Origin of the sequence: Streptomyces sp. (assembly GCF_035645055.1) — a bacterium.
Lineage (GTDB): Bacteria > Actinomycetota > Actinomycetes > Streptomycetales > Streptomycetaceae > Streptomyces.
The window spans coordinates 76937-91728 of record NZ_DASQNH010000050.1 but is presented as its reverse complement, the minus strand read 5'-3'; the positions used below and the strand labels follow the sequence as shown (position 1 = coordinate 91728).

At 71.7% G+C, this 14792-nt stretch carries 12 protein-coding genes, 1 tRNA gene and 1 pseudogene; 2 read left to right on the top strand and 12 right to left on the bottom strand.

From position 1 onward, the window contains the following. Positions 1 to 5 precede the first annotated feature (5 nt). On the bottom strand, positions 6 to 992 hold the full coding sequence (locus VE614_RS16810) for a methyltransferase domain-containing protein (protein ID WP_324937257.1): 987 nt from the start codon (positions 990 to 992) through the stop codon (positions 6 to 8). Positions 993 to 1094: 102 nt separating this feature from the next. On the opposite strand from VE614_RS16810, the gene VE614_RS16805 reads away from it, so the two are divergent. Next, on the top strand, positions 1095 to 1508 hold the full coding sequence (locus tag VE614_RS16805; protein ID WP_324937255.1) for a globin: 414 nt from the start codon (positions 1095 to 1097) through the stop codon (positions 1506 to 1508). Between the two features lie 51 nt (positions 1509 to 1559). On the opposite strand, the gene VE614_RS16800 is transcribed toward VE614_RS16805, so the two are convergent. The 7 genes from VE614_RS16800 to VE614_RS16770 form a co-directional block, all read right to left on the bottom strand. After that, entirely contained in the window at positions 1560 to 2237 is a 678-nt protein-coding gene (locus VE614_RS16800) for a hypothetical protein (RefSeq protein ID WP_324937253.1), read from the bottom strand. Next, positions 2234 to 2650: a thioesterase family protein gene (locus tag VE614_RS16795; protein ID WP_324937251.1), complete on the bottom strand. Its 417-nt coding sequence runs from the start codon at positions 2648 to 2650 to the stop codon at positions 2234 to 2236. The genes VE614_RS16800 and VE614_RS16795 overlap by 4 nt, the downstream gene beginning before the upstream one ends. 6 nt (positions 2651 to 2656) lie before the next feature. Continuing rightward, positions 2657 to 4321 (bottom strand): energy-dependent translational throttle protein EttA, encoded by a 1665-nt coding sequence (gene ettA / locus VE614_RS16790; RefSeq protein WP_324937249.1) that lies wholly within the window; start codon positions 4319 to 4321, stop codon positions 2657 to 2659. Between the two features lie 168 nt (positions 4322 to 4489). Next, positions 4490 to 5905: a Cys-Gln thioester bond-forming surface protein gene (locus VE614_RS16785; protein WP_324937247.1), complete on the bottom strand. Its 1416-nt coding sequence runs from the start codon at positions 5903 to 5905 to the stop codon at positions 4490 to 4492. 261 nt (positions 5906 to 6166) lie between these two features. Further along, positions 6167 to 6655 carry a single-stranded DNA-binding protein gene (locus tag VE614_RS16780; protein ID WP_324937384.1) on the bottom strand — a complete coding sequence of 163 codons (489 nt, stop codon included), beginning with the start codon at positions 6653 to 6655 and terminating at the stop codon, positions 6167 to 6169. Between the two features lie 224 nt (positions 6656 to 6879). After that, a complete protein-coding gene (locus VE614_RS16775) occupies positions 6880 to 9006 on the bottom strand; it encodes a YfjP family GTPase (protein WP_324937245.1) in 2127 nt (708 codons plus the stop codon). A 3-nt stretch (positions 9007 to 9009) separates the two neighbouring features. Continuing rightward, positions 9010 to 10620 (bottom strand): dynamin family protein, encoded by a 1611-nt coding sequence (locus VE614_RS16770; protein ID WP_324937243.1) that lies wholly within the window; start codon positions 10618 to 10620, stop codon positions 9010 to 9012. Positions 10621 to 10940: 320 nt separating this feature from the next. Between VE614_RS16770 and VE614_RS16765 the strand changes: the two genes are divergently transcribed. Continuing rightward, positions 10941 to 11016 (top strand) — tRNA-Arg (locus VE614_RS16765). 87 nt (positions 11017 to 11103) lie between these two features. On the opposite strand, the gene VE614_RS16760 is transcribed toward VE614_RS16765, so the two are convergent. From VE614_RS16760 to VE614_RS16745, 4 genes and pseudogenes are all read right to left on the bottom strand, one after another. Beyond that, positions 11104 to 12327 carry a tyrosine-type recombinase/integrase gene (locus VE614_RS16760; RefSeq protein WP_324937241.1) on the bottom strand — a complete coding sequence of 408 codons (1224 nt, stop codon included), beginning with the start codon at positions 12325 to 12327 and terminating at the stop codon, positions 11104 to 11106. After that, positions 12327 to 12515 (bottom strand): helix-turn-helix domain-containing protein, encoded by a 189-nt coding sequence (locus VE614_RS16755; RefSeq protein ID WP_324937239.1) that lies wholly within the window; start codon positions 12513 to 12515, stop codon positions 12327 to 12329. The genes VE614_RS16760 and VE614_RS16755 overlap by 1 nt, the downstream gene beginning before the upstream one ends. Continuing rightward, positions 12512 to 13891, bottom strand: coding sequence for a replication initiator protein RepSA (gene repSA / locus VE614_RS16750; protein ID WP_324937237.1), 1380 nt, complete (start codon positions 13889 to 13891; stop codon positions 12512 to 12514). The genes VE614_RS16755 and repSA overlap by 4 nt, the downstream gene beginning before the upstream one ends. A gap of 274 nt (positions 13892 to 14165) precedes the next feature. Beyond that, a pseudogene (locus VE614_RS16745) lies at positions 14166 to 14705 on the bottom strand (GGDEF domain-containing protein); the annotation flags it as partial. Positions 14706 to 14792 lie beyond the last annotated feature (87 nt).

Here is a 14792-nt window from a genome sequence, read left to right as displayed (position 1 = left end):
GGCGGTCAACCCGGCAGGGGCCAGGCGTACGGCCCTTCCGGGTCGTCCAGCCAGGCCCACTCGCCGTCGCCGGTGACCGTGATGCCGTAGCGCTCCCGGCGGGGCCGCCCCTCGCGCTCCCACAGCGCGTACGCCTCCTGCGGATCGAGGCTGCCGCGGGTGAGGGCGAACAGGAACCGGAACAGGTCGTCCTCCCGCCCCCGCCTCGGCACCGCGCCCAGCCCCGCCTGGTCCGGCCCGCTCCGGCTGCCGCCGCGCAGCGGCACGAAGTAGGCCGGGGTGTCCAGGAAGCGGCCCTCGGCCTGTCCGGGGCCACCGACCGTCAGCACCACCAGCCCGGTGGCGAGCGGGGCGAGGATCCGGCCGCCGGGGCGGCACTGGGCGAGCCAGGCGGGCGGGATCGACGGCAGCGCGCAGGTGGCGATGATCCGGTCGAACGGCGCGCGCTCCGGCACCCCGCGCCCACCGTCCCCGGTGACGACCACCGGGTGATACCCGGCGGCGTCCAGATGCCGCCGCGCGGACTCGGTGATCTCAGGTTCCAGGTCGATGGTGGTGACGAGGTCGCCGTCGCCGAGCCGGTGCGCGAGCAGCGCCGCGTTGTAGCCGCTGCCGGCGCCGATCTCCAGCACCCGGTTCCCGTCCTCCACTCCCAGCGCGGTCAGCATCAGCGCCATGAGGGACGGCTGGCTGCTGGAGGAGAGCAGTTCCCCGTCGCGCAGCCGGGTGGCCAGCGGGGCGTCGGCGTACGCGCCCTTCACCCAGCGCTCCCGCGCCTGCGGATCGGGGTGCTCGCCCCAGCGGCGTTCGTAGCCGCCCAGGACGCCGACGTAGTAGTACGGCACGAACAGATGCCGGGGCACCGCCGCGAACACCTCTCGCCACACCGGGTCCTCGGCCCACGCGCCGCTCACCTCGATCTCACGCACCAGCGCGGCCCGCGCCGCGGCGGCGAGGTCTTCCAGATCCTTGCCGAGAGCGTTCGCACCCATGGGTCCACTGTGCTGCGCATCACACCCGCGAGGCGAGCACCCCAGGTCATGGGCCCGGGCGAGGTCCTAAGCCCGGAGTCCTCGGTCCCTCCGTCTGAGACCATGGAGGGCGTGACAGAGATTCGGCGTGGCACGCTTCAGGAGCAGACCTTCTACGAGCAGGTCGGCGGGGAGGAGACCTTCCGTCGGCTCGTCCACCGTTTCTACCAAGGAGTCGCCGAGGACCCGGTCCTGCGGCCGATGTATCCCGAGGAGGACCTGGGTCCCGCGGAGGAGCGGCTGGCGCTCTTCCTGATCCAGTACTGGGGCGGTCCCACGACGTACAGCGAGAACCGCGGCCACCCGCGGCTGCGGATGCGTCACGCCCCCTTCACCGTCGACCGCGCGGCGCACGACGCCTGGCTGAAGCACATGCGGGTCGCCGTGGAGGAACTCGGCCTGTCCGAGGAGCATGAGCACACGCTCTGGAACTACCTGACGTACGCCGCGGCGTCGATGGTGAACACGGCCGGCTGAGCCGGGAAAAAGGGAAGCCGGCGGGGGCGGTCAGGGCGTGCCGGGCCGCCCTCAGCGCACGCTGACGCCCAGCGCCCCGAGTCCCGACCGGCGCACGGCGATCGAGCCGTACGGCGTCCGCAGCCGCAGCCACGCCCCGGACGACAGCAGTGCCGGCTCCTCGGCGCCGGGCACCGGCCGCAGGAAGCCCAGCGACTGGGCCGCGTGCACGGCCCGCACCGGCAGCCTGGTCCCGCCGACGGTCCGGGACCAGATTTCGCCACCGATCCGGTCAAGCTCCGCGCGGGTGCGCGCCTCGGGCGCCAACTCCTGTGTACGGGACCGGAACTCCGCGACCCCGGCGGCGACCATCGCGCGCAGCGCGTCCCCCGCCGGCAGCCCTGGTTCGGCCTGCCAGCCGCCGCGCGGCGGCAGCACTCCGGCCCACGGCGGCCCGGTCACCGCGCCGGGCACGGCGGCCGTGGCCGCCTGCTCGTCCACGGCCTCCAGCAGTTCGCCCGCGGACACGGTGACGTCCAGGGTGGCGTCGATCCCGTTCTCGTACGGCTTGACCAGCCGTACCGCGCGGATCGCCAGCACCTCGAAGGACGGCGGCCGTCCGAAGACGGCGAGCGCGGTGCCCGCCGCCTGGAGGCGCACCGCCGCTCCACGGTCGTAGTGGAGCAGCCGGGAGAGGAAGGCCGCCAGATCCGCGGCCTCCCCCTCGTCGGCGAGGTGCAGCACCGTCATGCGGCGCCGGCCCCCTGCTCGGAGGCGTCGTCCATGTACTCCTTGAGGAACGCGCGCTCCTCGTCGGTGATCCGGCGCGGCCGCTGCCGTTCGAAGTCGAACGGCACGATCACGGTCGACGCCCGGACGTAGATCTGGTCGCCGTCCTTCACCTCGTAGGTGAGGGTGAAGGACGCCGCACGGATCTCGGTGACCCACAGCTCGATGTCCACGGGCGCGTGCCGGTGGACGAGCTGCCGCTTGTAGTCGATCTCATGGCGCGCCACCACGGACCCCTGCTTGAACTCCTTGTCCGGGCGGAAAAGGAAGTCGATACGGGCCTCCTCCAGATAGCGGAGGAACACCACGTTGTTGACGTGGCCGTACGCGTCCATGTCCGCCCAGCGCAGCGGGCAGCGGTAGATATGCCGCAAGATCGATCAGCCCCGGGTCAGCTTCTTGTAGGTGGCCCGGTGCGGACGCGCGGCGTCCGGGCCCAGCCGCTCGATCTTGTTCTTCTCGTACGACTCGAAGTTGCCCTCGAACCAGAACCACTTGGAGTCACCCTCGTAGGCGAGGATGTGCGTGGCGACGCGGTCGAGGAACCACCGGTCGTGGGAGACGACGACGGCGCAGCCGGGGAACTCCAGCAGCGCGTTCTCGAGGCTGGAGAGGGTCTCGACGTCGAGGTCGTTGGTCGGCTCGTCGAGGAGCAGCAGGTTGCCGCCCTGCTTGAGGGTCAGCGCCAGGTTGAGGCGGTTGCGCTCACCACCGGAGAGCACGCCGGCCGGCTTCTGCTGGTCCGGCCCCTTGAACCCGAAGGCCGACACGTAGGCGCGGGACGGCATCTCGACCTGGCCGACGTTGATGTAGTCGAGGCCGTCGGAGACGACCTCCCACAGCGTCTTCTTCGGGTCGATGTTCTCGCGGCTCTGGTCGACGTACGAGATCTTGACGGTGTCGCCGACCTTGATCGAACCGGCGTCCGGCTGCTCCAGGCCCTGGATCATCTTGAACAGGGTGGTCTTGCCGGCGCCGTTCGGGCCGATGACACCGACGATGCCGTTACGCGGCAGCGTGAAGGAGAGGTCGTCGATCAGGACCTTCTCGCCGAAGGCCTTGTTGAGCTTCTCCACCTCGACGACGATGTTGCCCAGACGCGGGCCCGGCGGGATCTGGATCTCCTCGAAGTCCAGCTTCCGCATCTTCTCGGCCTCGGCGGCCATCTCCTCGTAGCGGGCCAGACGCGCCTTGGACTTGGCCTGCCGCCCCTTGGCGTTGGAGCGGACCCACTCCAGCTCCTCCTTGAGGCGCTTGGCGCGCTTGGCGTCCTTCTGGCCCTCGACCTTCAGACGGGTCTGCTTGGTCTCCAGGTACGTGGAGTAGTTGCCCTCGTAGGGGTAGGCGCGGCCGCGGTCCAGTTCGAGGATCCACTCGGCGACGTTGTCCAGGAAGTACCGGTCGTGGGTGATGGCCACGACGGTGCCGGCGTACTTGGCGAGGTGCTGCTCCAGCCAGTTCACCGACTCGGCGTCGAGGTGGTTGGTGGGCTCGTCGAGGAGCAGCAGGTCGGGCGCCTCCAGCAGCAGCTTGCAGAGCGCGACGCGGCGGCGCTCACCACCGGAGAGGGTGGTGACGGGCCAGTCGCCGGGCGGGCAGCCCAGGGCGTCCATGGCCTGCTCCAGCTGGGCGTCGAGGTCCCAGGCGTTGGCGTGGTCCAGCTCCTCCTGGAGCTTGCCCATCTCGTCGAGCAGGGCGTCCGAGTAGTCGGTGGCCATCAGCTCGGCGATCTCGTTGAACCGGTCGAGCTTGCCCTTGATCTCGGCGACACCCTCCTGGACGTTCTCCAGGACGGTCTTCTCCTCGTTGAGCGGGGGCTCCTGGAGCAGGATGCCGACGCTGTAGCCGGGCGAGAGGAAGGCGTCACCGTTGGACGGCTGTTCCAGCCCCGCCATGATCTTCAGCACGGTCGACTTACCGGCACCGTTCGGACCGACGACGCCGATCTTGGCACCCGGCAGGAAGTTCAGGGTGACGTCGTCGAGGATCACCTTGTCGCCGTGCGCTTTGCGCGCCTTGCGCATGGTGTAAATGAACTCAGCCAAGAGAAACCGTCCGGCAGCTTGAATCTGGCAGTGGGCAGATACACCCCATCTTGCCGTACCGCCACCCCTGGGCGGAAACCCGTCCAGGAGCGGCGGCACGCTCCACGTCAGCGGGTGAGCGCGATGTCACTCACTGTTGAGGTGTCAAGGGGCAAGCAGGAGGCGTGGTCAGTCCTGCGTCTTCTTCTTGCGGACCAGCAGGAGCGCCGCGCCGCCGATCAGCACCAGGCCGATGGCCGCGCCGCCGATCATCGGGGTGGCGTCGGAGCTGCCGGTCGCGGCGAGGTTCACGTCGGCGGCGGGGGCGGGGACCGTGGCGGGGCTGGGCTCGCCGAGGGTCTGGGTGGTGGTACCGGCGGCGTCGGTCTCGGCGGCCTGGGTGCGGCAGTCGAGGACGCCGGTGAAGCGCTGCGCGTGGCCGCCGGGGCCGGTGATCGTGAAGTCGTAGGCCTGGTCCTCCTGGAGCGGGACCGTGACCGTGCGGGTCTCGCCCGCGGCGATGGTGTGCCGGGCGCCCATCAGCTCGAAGGCGAACGGCGCGTCACCCTCGTTGACGGCGGTGATGTCGACGCCGCCCTCGGCGCAGTTCTCCGCCGCGGACAGCGCCGGTATGGCACCGGTCTCCGCCCATGCGGCGCTCGCCGTCGCGGAGACGGTGGACTCGCTGGAGCCGGCCAGGATCTGGGTCTGACTGCGGCTGTCGGAGGCGAAGGCGCGGCCGACGGGGACGGTGGTGGAGGCCTGCACGGTCAGCTCGGCGGAGCCGTCCGGCGCTTCGGCGGGCACGTCGAGGAACAGCTGGGTGCCGTTCCGCGCGGTGGTGACCTCCTTGCCGTCCTTGCCGACGACCCGCACGCCGCTGGTGACGGCGGCGGCCGGCGGGGTGACGGTGACGCTGTCCGCGTTGGTGCGCACGGTGACCGGGCCGAGTTTCCCGCCGGGGTGGCCGGAGAGGGCGGGCGGGTCGAGGGTCAGGGACGCCTGGGGCTCCGCCGCGGGGCGGGCGCTGTCCTGCAGATAGTCCGCCAGCTTCTCGGCCTGCGGGTCGACGGCCTCGACGTCCACGCCGTCCGAGTAGCGCCAGATCGCCACCTGGGTGCCGGCCGCCGCGTCCTGTTCGGTCAGACCGCCGCGCACACCGGCCTTGCGGGCGAGCGCCGCGAGGTCGTTGACCTGCGGGTAGGAGTTCTGCAGGATCCAGCGGATCCGGCCCGCGTCCTTGTTGGCACCCAGCGAGGTGCCGCTCCAGGGTGTCTCTCGGTACTTGGCGTCCCGCTGCGTGGGGTTGTGGATGTCCACGCAGTACGTGTGCAGGGTGCCGCCGCCCTCGACGGACATCTCGAACAGGCCCGCCGACAGCTCCAGGTCCCCGGCCTCGGTGTGCACCACGGCGTCGCCGTACGTCTTCAGGCCGCCGATGGTGGCGGTCGCCCCGCCCTGGGCCCGCCCCGCCGCGTCGTCGGCCGCGGCCGGCCCGGTGGCGGCCGTCAGCGCGGCCACGGCGAGTCCGGACACCAGCGTCACGGCGGCGATCCCGGCCGCGCGTCGCCCGCACGCGGACCGTGCGGAGAACGAAGAAAACACAGAATTCCCCTTCGAGCAGGACCGGTTGACGTGGGGGCGCGGTCCCGCCAGCAGAGTCGTCAAGCCCCTGGAGCCATGTCCGGCATCCTAGGGACGCGTGCGCACCGCCTTTCCCGGTGATCGCTTCGGAGGGCTGATCCGACTCGTAATCGTTATCGCCGGGGCGGGCTTGAACTGGGCTTATCGACAAATCCACCGGTCTTTTCGGAGCGCATTCACCGATAAGCCCCCACTTCGGTCAGGCCGGTGCGTTGTCTGACATCACGTCACCAGGGCGCGCTCAGCCGACTGTTGATCAGTAAGAGCCTCCGGTTGGTCCGAATCATCCACCGGGGTCTCCCAGTTGGGCTCGGGGCGCGGTGGCGAGACCGGTGCCACCGCCGCTGCCTCCGCCCGGCCCGTGCGCCGGAAGGCCGCCGTGCCGCGCGACAGATCATGGCCGATGGCCACGGCGTCGATGTCCGCCCAGGTCCGGCTCTGTCCCTCGCGCACATCCGTACGCACCTTCAGCCTGCCCTGCACCACGACGGGGTCGCCGAGGTTCACCGAGGCCGTCACGTTCGCGGCGAGCTGCCGGTTGGCCCACACCGTGAAGAAGTTGGTGTGGCCGTCCGTCCAGATGTTCTTCTCCCGGTCCAGATAGCGCGCGGTCACGGCCAGCCGGAACCGCGTCGACGGTCCCGTCGGCGTCTCCCGGTGCACCGGCTGGGTCGCCACGTTGCCGACCGCGCAGACGATCGTCTCGTTCATCTCCGTCATCCCCTCCCTCGTACGGGCCCTCCCGTACGGCAGTTCCTGGACCGGCGACCGCGTCCGTCGCGATCGCCGCGCACCCAGACTGCCCCCTGTCCCACCCAGCCCGCCGAGCCCTGTGGACCACCGCTGAGCTGTGGAAAACCCCGCCACCCAAACGGGTGACGGGGTCGCCCAAGGCTTGGCCCCCGGGCGCCTTGTACCGCTCGTATGACGTGCGCCTACCTCCCCCCGGCCCCGGCTCCGACCCCGATGACCCGCCCGTACCGCTCCCGCACCTCCCGGTACCGCAGCAGCTCCGCGGCCACCGGATCCAGCACCCGCGCCCGCCCGCACCCGGCGGCGGCCTCGCGCAGTCTGCGTTCCGCCTCCATGCCGTACCGCCGGGCCGGTCCCCGCGCCGCCATCCGGCAGCTCCACTCCACCAGCGGGCCGCCGATGATCCCGAGCACCATCAGCAGCACCGGCACCCCGAGGTTCGGTGCCATGACCCCCACGATCTGCCCCACCAGCCACAACCCGCCGACGACCTGGAGGATGGTCATCGACGCCTGGGCCAGCACGGCCGCCGGCCACCAGCCGGGCCGGGGCGGTCGCCCCGGGGGCAGCCCGGTCCGTGCCGCCAGCTCGTCCAGCGCCTCGGGCAGCCCCTGCGCACCACGCACGGCCGCCTCCCGCACCGCCTGCGCCCAGGGCGCGGGCAACCCGGTCGCCGCCCGGTCGGCCACGGTCCGCACCGCCTGCTCGACCCGCTGCCGCGCGGTCGCCTCCTCGTCGGCCTGTGTACGGACCGGCAGCCGGCCCGTGGGCGGTTCGCGCCGGTCCTGGCACCAGCGCCACAGCCGCAGCCAGGGCGTCCCGCACGCGCGGTTGGCGTTGCGCAGCCACGCGCGCTCGGCGGCCTCCCCGGCCGCGGTGGCGCCCACCGCGTCGGCGAGCCGCGCGGAGAACTCGTCCCGGGCCGCCTCGCTGAGCCCGGTGCGCCGACCGGTGGCGTAGACGGGCCGCAGCCGCCACGCGGCGGAGTCCAGATCGGCGGAGATCCGCCGGGCCGGCGCGCCCCGCTCGGCGACGAACTGCCCGAGCGCGTCGCGCAGCTCCCCGAGGCCGTCCCCGGTGAGCGCGGACAGCGCCAGCACGGTCGCACCCGGTTCGCCGTACTCCCCGAGCGCGATGCCGTCCTCGTCGAGCAGCCGCCGCAGATCGTCGAGGACCTGTTCGGCGGCCTCCCCGGGCAGCCGGTCGATCTGGTTCAGCACGACGAACATGATCTCGGCGTGCCCGGCCATGGGCCGCAGATAACGCTCGTGCAGCACGGCGTCGGCGTACTTCTCCGGATCGACCACCCAGATCACCGCGTCGACCAGGGCCAGCACCCGGTCCGCATGCTCGCGGTGCTGCACGGCCGCCGAGTCCAGGTCGGGCAGGTCGACCAGGACCAGCCCGCGCAACTGCCCGTCGGCCTCCGCGTGCTGCGCGGGACGCCGCCGCAGCCGGGGCGGGATGCCGAGCCGGTCGATGAGGCTCGCCGCGCCGTCGCTCCAGCTGCACGCGATGGGCGCGGCCGTGGTGGGGCGGCGTACGCCGGTCTCGGAGATGGTGACCCCGGCGAGCGCGTTGAACAGCTGCGACTTGCCGCTCCCCGTCGCGCCCGCGATGGCGACGACGGTGTGCTGCCCGGAGAGCCGGCGCCGCGCCGCCGCCTCGTCGAGGACCCGGCCCGCCTCGGCGAGCGTACGGCTGTCCAGCCGGGTCCGGGAGAGTCCCACCAGCTCCCGTAGCGCGTCCAGCCGCGACCGCAGCGGTCCGTCGAACGCCAGCGGGGTCACGGTCTGCGGCCCGCCGAGCCGGGTCTCGACGACGGTCACGGCGGCCTGCTCGGCCGCGGCGGCCCCTTCGGCGACCCGCCGCGCGATCAGCCCGTCGTCCCAGGCGGGCCCGGCCTCCGGACGGTCCGTACGAGGTGGGCTGTCGTCACCGGCCCGCACGCGCGTGTCCTTCGCGTGACTCTTCGGCTCGTCCTTCGAGGGGGTTTCGCTCCCTGACGTCACAACGGTCCCCGAAGACTCGGACGACTCCGTGGACGACCCTTCGGACTCGAAGGGTTCGGCGCAGGATTCCCGGGACTCGGAGGACTCGGAGGACTCAGAGGCCTCGGCAGACCCGGAGGGTCCAGAAGACCCAGGAGGCTCACAAGGCTCAGAAGTCACAGGCCCCTCCTTCCCCTCCGTCACGCGCTCGACAGCGCCGACGGGATCGGCATCCCGGTGACCGTTGCGGTCGCCGTTCTCCATCTGCTCGACGTGATCCATGTGATCCATGTGGTCCTGGTCAGTGACAGCGGTCACCGCTCACCTCTCCTTCTGCAATAGGGACAGCGCGGCGATGAGTTCGGCCTGGGGCTCGGGGTGGACGTCGAGGGCGTCGAGCGGGGCGAGGCGGCGTTCGCGTTCGATGTGGATCACGCGGTCCAGGTACTCGGCGAGCAGCCGGCCGCCCCGGTCGCGCAGCCGCAGCGCCCCGTGCGCGCCGATCCGCTCGGCCAGCCCCTCGCCCGCGGACCGGGCGCGGCGGCCGCCGAGCAGCGCGGTGGCGACGAGTGCGGCGATCACTTCGGGGTCGGGTGCCGGGCTGCGTTCGAGGGCGCGTACCTCCTCCTCGGCGTACTCCTCCAGCTCGCGCCGCCACCGTCGTACCGCCAGTCCGATCCGGTGCTCGGCGCTCTCCGGCTCGGTGTCGTGGTCGGTGAGTTCGGGCGCGTCGGCCGCGGGTTCGCGCCGCCAGGCGTCGTCGACGCGCTCGTCGGCGGCGGTGACGGCACACAGCAGAAGGTCGCCCAGGCTTTCGACGAGCGCGTCCAGCAGTTCCCCGGCGGTGCAGTCGAGCGGGAAGGCCCGCCAGCGCTTGAGGGCGTCCCCGGCGAGCACGGCCCCGGACTGGAGCCGGCCCCGCACGCGCGCGTGCTCGCTGTCGTAGGCCGTGTCGACGGCGGCGGTGAGGCGGAGCGCGGCGGCGTACTGCGCGGCGGCGGCACTGGCCAGCTCGGGCATCCGGGACTTGAGGGAGTCCAGGAGGCCGTAGGCGGTGCGGGCCAGGGCGTGCTGGCGGGCGACGGGGTCCTGGGCCTGGTGGACGAGCCAGGTGCGCAGGGGTGCGACGGCGGTGGCGGGCAGCAGTCCGCCGCCCCACGCGGACTCGGGCAGTTCGGGCACGGTGAACCGGGGTACGTCGCCGAGTCCGGCCTTGGTGAGCAGGGCGCCGTACTGCCGGGAGACCTCGGAGACCACCTGGTGCGGCACCCGGTCGAGCACGGTGATCAGCGTGACTCGGTACTCCTTGGCGGTGCGCAGCAGATGCCAGGGCACGGCGTCGGCGTAGCGGGCCGCCGTGGTGACCATCACCCAGATGTCGGCGGCGCAGATCAGCTCGGCGGCGAGGACACGGTTGTCGGCGACGAGGGAGTCGACGTCGGGGGCGTCGAGCAGGGCGAGGCCGGGTGGCAGGGTCTCGGCGGTCTCGATGCGCAGTACGCGCGCGGGGTTCTCGCCGGGGAGCAGCAGATCGTCGTTCCCGGGGTCCTGTTGGGGCACCCACACGCGCGTGAGGTCGGGCAGCACCCGCATCCCGCTGAACCAGTGTTGGTCCTCCGGGTGGCAGACCAGCACCGGGGTCCGTGTCGTCGGCCGCAGCACGCCCGCCTCGCTGACCCGCCGTCCGACCAGCGAGTTGACGAGTGTCGACTTCCCGGCCCCGGTGGATCCCCCCACGACGGCGAGCAACGGTGCTTCGGGCTGTCTCAACCGGGGCACCAAGTAGTCGTCGAGCTGGGCGAGCAGTTCGTCGCGGTTGGCACGCGCGCGTGGGGCCCCCGCCAGAGGCAGCGGGAAGCGTGCGGCGGCGACACGGTCGCGCAGCGCGGAGAGAGCGTCGAGCAGCTGAGGCCGTACGTCCAAGGTCACCACATGCGAAGAATGCCCAATTTTATGGGATTTCTGAAGCATATGAGCATGTCTGCGCGCCGACTGGACGCAAGGGACAGAAGGGACAAGTGGGGCAGGAGCGCAGGCGAGGCATAACGAGTGCACAACACCCGGTGCGCCAGGCGTCAAAAGCGATGCACGATTCGTACCTGCCTGCGATTATCAGGACCGCTTCACCGAACCTCCACATCGAGCCACGGAGGCGAAGCAACAGGGTCAAGGATCCGGGAGCCCTATCCTTGTCCCCGGCAACGTCACGGATCAGCCCACACCCGGGCACCACGACAGAGGCCACCACACCGGCCCCCGTAGCTCAGTGGATAGAGCAGGCGCCTTCTAAGCGCTTGGCCGCAGGTTCGAGTCCTGCCGGGGGCGCCACCCGCCACCAGCCAAAACGCCCCAGAGGGGATCTCCCCTCCAGGGCGTTTCGTGTCTCTGACGGCAACGCTGACGGCAACGGCCCCGTCACTCGACGGCCAGCAGGCTCCCCAGCCGGTCCAGAGCGGCCCGCTTCTCCGTCATGTCGGCGTGCGCGTAGATGTTCATGGTCACGTCAAGGGCGCTGTGCCCGACGATGTCGCGGACGATGTGCGGCGGGACGCCGAGGCCGAGCAGCAGGGTCACGCAGGTGTGCCGCAGGTCGTGGAACCGGACGTCCAGGCCCAGCCGCTCACGGATCGGGTAGAAGTGCCGGTTCAGGTTCCGCGGCTCGATCGGGGTGCCCCGCCTGGTGGTGAAGACCAAGTCCGTCTCCTGCCACCGCTCCCCCGCCGCCCGCCGTTCCTCGGCCTGGTGCTCGCGGTGCCGGCGCAGGGCGTCCACGCACACGGTCGGCAGCGGTACGGGACGCTCCGAGCGGCGCGTCTTGGGCGCGGTCAGCGTCAGCTCTCCGTCAACACGCTGGAGGGCCGTTCGGATCTCCAGCGATCCCCCATCCAGATCAACGTCCGACCAGTGGAGGCCCAGCAGCTCACCCCGCCGCAAGCCGAGATAGAGCGCGAGCACGTACGCCGCGCTGAGCCGGTCGTCACGCACCTCTGCCAGCAGCTTCTTCGCATCAGTGACGGAGAGCCCGCGGCCGACGCGGTAACGCGGCGTCTGAACCTGCACCAGCTTCGCGACGTTGCGCTGCACCAGCTCCTCACGGACGGCGTGCTGCAGAGCGTTCCGCAGCACGGCGTGCAGGTACTGGACCATGCGCGGCGACAGCCGACGCTCACAGCACCGCTTGGGCGTTGCGGCACAGCAGCGGCGCTCCCCCGCCGGACGAGCGGCATCCCGTCCCTGGGCGCAGCACTGGCACGCCTGCCGTGCCCAGTCGAGGAAGAGGCGCACGTCCTTGGCGGACAGCCGGGCCAGCTTCTTCTTTCCGAGCCGGGGGACGATGTACGCGTTGACGCACTTGCTGTAGCTGTAGACCGTCGAAGGCCGCACCTTGTGGCGCACGACGTGTTCGAGCCAGTAGGCAAGGTACGGCCCGAGGCTTTCGGCCGTGTCGGCCGCCGGGATGCCCTGGTCGCTCTTGGCGAGCATTTCGGTTAGTTTCTTCCGGGCTTCCTCCCAGGTCTTGCCGTAGACCCGCCGGCGCTTCTGCGTGCCGTCCGGCATGAGGACGTAGCCCGCGCCCTCGTACCGTCCGTCCTTGCGGCGGTAGATGGTGCCCTCGCCGTTGGGGTTGCGCTTGGCCATCAGGCGGTCTCCTCGATCTCGCGGTTGATGAAGTCGCGCAGGGCGTCGGCGGGTATGCGGCGGGAACGGCCGACGGTGATGGAGATCAGCCGACGGGAGCGGATCAGGTCGTAGACCGTGGAGCGGCCGAGCCTGAGCCGCGCCATGACTTCGGGCACGGTCAGCAGTTCGGGGGTGGCGGTGGTCATGCGGCAGCTCCTTCCAGGGCGAGTTGGTCGCGCAGGGCTTCGCGGGCGGTTTCACGGTTGAGCCGGATGTCCCGGGCGATGGTGGCGGCGAGGACGGATTCACCAGGGGTGTGGCCGTGGCCGGCGTACTGCCAGTCGGCCAGGACCAGGACGGTGTCCGGCTCGGTGTCGTCCAGGCCGAGGGCGGCGTGTTCCTGGGCGGCGCGGTAGTCGGCACGGGCCTGACGGAGGGCGCCGAGGGTGGTGGAGTAGCGGCGGGATTTGGTGGAGAAGTGGCCGCGGAAGCCGAGCATGTGCGCCCAGGCCCACAGACGGCGTTCCGGATACACCGGATCGAGCACCTTGCAGGCTTCGATCAGGCGGCGGGTGTGGTCGGGGACCTGGTGGCGGTCGAGTTCGGAGAGTTCCCCGATGCGGCGGTCGAGGGTGCCGGTGTTCTCGGCGGCCTTGGTGGCGTACTTGGCGACGTAGGAGGCGACGGCCTGTTCCGTGATCTCCGAACCGTCGCCGAATGCCTTGACCGGCCGGACGTCGAGCTGGGTGCCCCAGCGGAAGGTCCGGGCCGGTTGGTCGACGGCGGCCGGGACGGAGACCGAGGTGTAGGAGTGCGCGGCTGCGGCGCGGATCGCGTCGGCGAGGAGGCCGACCGTCGCCCAGGACGGCGGCGGGGTGTCGGGCCCGTCCGGTCCGTCGAGGCGGATCACCGCGTGGAAGTGCACGGCGCCGCGCTTCTGGAACTCGGCGACCTTGCCGTACGAGACGCGGCAGTGGTCGGCGAGTTCCCGGCGGGAAAGGCCGGCGCGGGCGGCGATTTCGCGGCGGAGCCGGTTGGTGAAGCGCTGCCAGAGCTGCCCGGCGTGGTTGTTGAACAGCACCGCGCCCGCGTAGTCGTACGCTTCCGGGTCGAGGGCGGTGCCCAGTTCCGGGGCGTCCGGGGCGTGGCGGGTGCCGCAGCGGCAGGTGCCTCGGTCGGGGCGGTTGTGGACCGGCCCGAACGAGGGTGCGGTGAGGGTGGCGAAGACGCGGGGGTGGTCGCGGACGGTGGCGGGGATGTCGCGGCGGTCGTCCCCGGCGAGGCCGGCGCGGATGAGGTGGTAGGTGTCGCCCGCGTAGGTCCAGGCGCAGGCCGGGCAACGGGAGGCGCGCCGGTTGCCACAGGCCACCCTCAGGCGCCCGCCCGGCTCGTCCTTGGTCGAGTAGTGGTGCAGCGTCTGGCCGGTGGTCTTGTCCTTGTGCAGCACCCAGCCGGTCAGGTGGATGGGGTCGGCGCAGCCGCCGGTGCGGCGGATCTGTTCTTCCCAGCGGTGGTAGTCGGAGGCCGAGGCCACCCTCAGCAGGTCGCCGAGGGTGGCCGGGTCGAGCAGCGTCTCAGGCACCAGCGCCCTCCCGGACGCGGCGGGCGGAAGCGGTTCCGGTGCCGTGGCAGGCCGGGCAGTGGACGTTGATGATGCGCAGGTGGCCACGGGCGTCTCGACCGCCGAGGGTGATCGCGGCGGAGGCGAAGCCGTCGCAGGCCTGGCAGCTCCTCGGCGCGAGCGGGGTGTGCTGGGTCATGATGGTGGTGCCTTTCGATTGCGGTTGGAAGGAACGGCCCCGGGTGGCGGCGTGCTTGGCGGCTTGTGCGCCACCCGGCGGCCGGTCAGCGAAGTGGCGCGCGCCCCGGCGGCCACGTCCCTTGGCCACGTACATGGCCGCATCGGCGGCGGCGAGCGCGTCGGTCAGGAGCGGCATCGGCAGATCGGCGACGCTGCAGACGCCGACCGAAGCGGCCAGCGGCAGTGACCTCCCGGCGTAGGCCAAGGGTTGGTGCAATGCGGCGGTCAGCGCGTCGAGGTCGGCGGCGGCCAAGTCCCGGATGACGGCCACGAACTCATCCCCGCCCAGGCGACCGGCGGTGCCGTTGTGGCCGCACCAGGCGCGGAGCCGGTCGGCCGTGGCGATGAGCGCGGCATCCCCGGCGGCGTGGCCGTGGGTGTCGTTGAGTGTCTTGAAGTGGTCGAGGTCGACCAGGAGCACGGCCGCGGCCGGGTGCCGGCGGATGAGGTGTTCGGCGCGGGCGGTCCATCCGGCGCGGGTGTGCAGCCCGGTGAGCGGGTCGCGGCGGGCGGAGACGAGCCGGTGCGTGAGGATGCCTCCGTGTACGACCCAGCCCAGTAACGGCACCAGGCTCGCGGCTATGTGCAGGTCCATGGGTGTTCTCCCTTGACGACGGCGGTTGGCGGAGCAGGGGTCCCGGAGGCGGCGGCGTGCTGGCGGCTTGTGCGTCGCCCCGGGGCC